Origin of the sequence: Streptomyces sp. NPDC007164, from assembly GCF_040634135.1 — a bacterium.
Taxonomy (GTDB): Bacteria; Actinomycetota; Actinomycetes; order Streptomycetales; family Streptomycetaceae; genus Streptomyces; species Streptomyces sanglieri.
Map to the genome: position 1 here is coordinate 1 of NZ_JBEYFB010000150.1, position 1,380 is coordinate 1,380.

The window sequence follows — 1,380 nt, forward strand, 5'->3', positions numbered from 1 at the left end:
GGTCCGGCGCAATGCCGGACAGCTCGCGGGCAGCAGGTCTGCATAACGTGGATGCGCGCGTACGACACCACTGCCGAGGCCGGCACCGTCAACTCGTATGGAGAGGTGCGATGTTCGACACCGAAGACGTAGGCATGTCCTCGGCCTGGACGTCGGTAGGAGTGCTCACCACGGCCATGGACTCACCCCGGCCAAGAAGGTCTTCGACAAGCAGCTGCCCAACAGCGAGCCGAAGCGGCGGGCCGTGTTCGAGAAACTGGCCGCGAAGTTCGGCACGGTGCTGGTGATCGTGGACCGGCCCGCCTCCATCGGCGCCCTGCCCCTGGCCGTCGCCCGGGACGCGGGCTGCCAGGTCGCCTACCTCCCCGGCCTCGCGATGCGCCGGATCGCCGACCTGTATCCGGGCGAGGCGAAGACCGACGCGCGTGACGCGGCGGTGATCGCGGACGCGGCCCGCACCCTGCCGCACACCCTGCGCTCGCTGGAACTGACCGACGAGATCACCGCCGAACTGACCGTCCTGGTGGGCTTCGACCAGGACCTCGCCGCCGAGGCCACCCGCACCTCCAACCGGATACGCGGCCTGCTCACCCAGTTCCACCCCAGCCTGGAGCGCGTCCTGGGCCCACGCCTGGACCACCAGGCCGTCACCTGGCTGCTCGAACGCCACGGATCCCCGCAGGCTCTGCGAAAGGCCGGACGCCGCCACCTCGTCGAACTCATCCGCCCCAAAGCCCCACGCATGGCCACCCGGCTGATCGACGACATCTTCGGCGCACTCGACGAGCACACCGTCGTCGTGCCCGGAACCGGCACCCTCGACACCGTAGTGCCCTCCCTGGCCCGCTCCCTCGCAGCCGTCCACGAACAGCGCCAGGCCCTGGAAGCCCACATCAACACCCTGCTGGAGGCCCACCCTCTTTCCCCGGTCCTGACCTCGATGCCCGGTGTCGGCGTCAGGACCGCCGCAGTCCTGCCGGTCACCGTCGGCGACTGCACCAGCCTCCCCACCGCCGCTCACCTCGCCTCCTACGCCGGCCTCGCCCCCACCACAAAATCCTCCGGCACATCGATCCACGGCGAGCACGCACCCCGACGCGGAAACCGGCACCTCAAACGCGCCATGTTCCTCTCCGCCTTCGCCTGCATGAACACCGATCCCGCCTCCCGCGCCTACTACGACAAGCAACGCGCCCGCGGCAAAACCCACACCCAGACCCTCCTCCGCCTCGCCCGCCAACGCACCAGCGTCCTGTTCGCCATGCTCCGGGACGACACCTTCTACGAGTCCCGAACCCCCACCATCACCCTCGCCGCATAACCAAGACACACAGCACAAATGCGGCAGCACCGCCTTGACGAAGAACATAGAGGCACCCC

Annotated in this window: 1 pseudogene; it reads left to right on the top strand. The window is 68.9% G+C overall.

The features are described 5' to 3' along the window. Positions 1-110 precede the first annotated feature (110 nt). Positions 111-1,321 (top strand): annotated as a pseudogene (locus ABZ622_RS42090) (IS110 family transposase). The last annotated feature ends 59 nt before the right edge of the window (positions 1,322-1,380 follow it).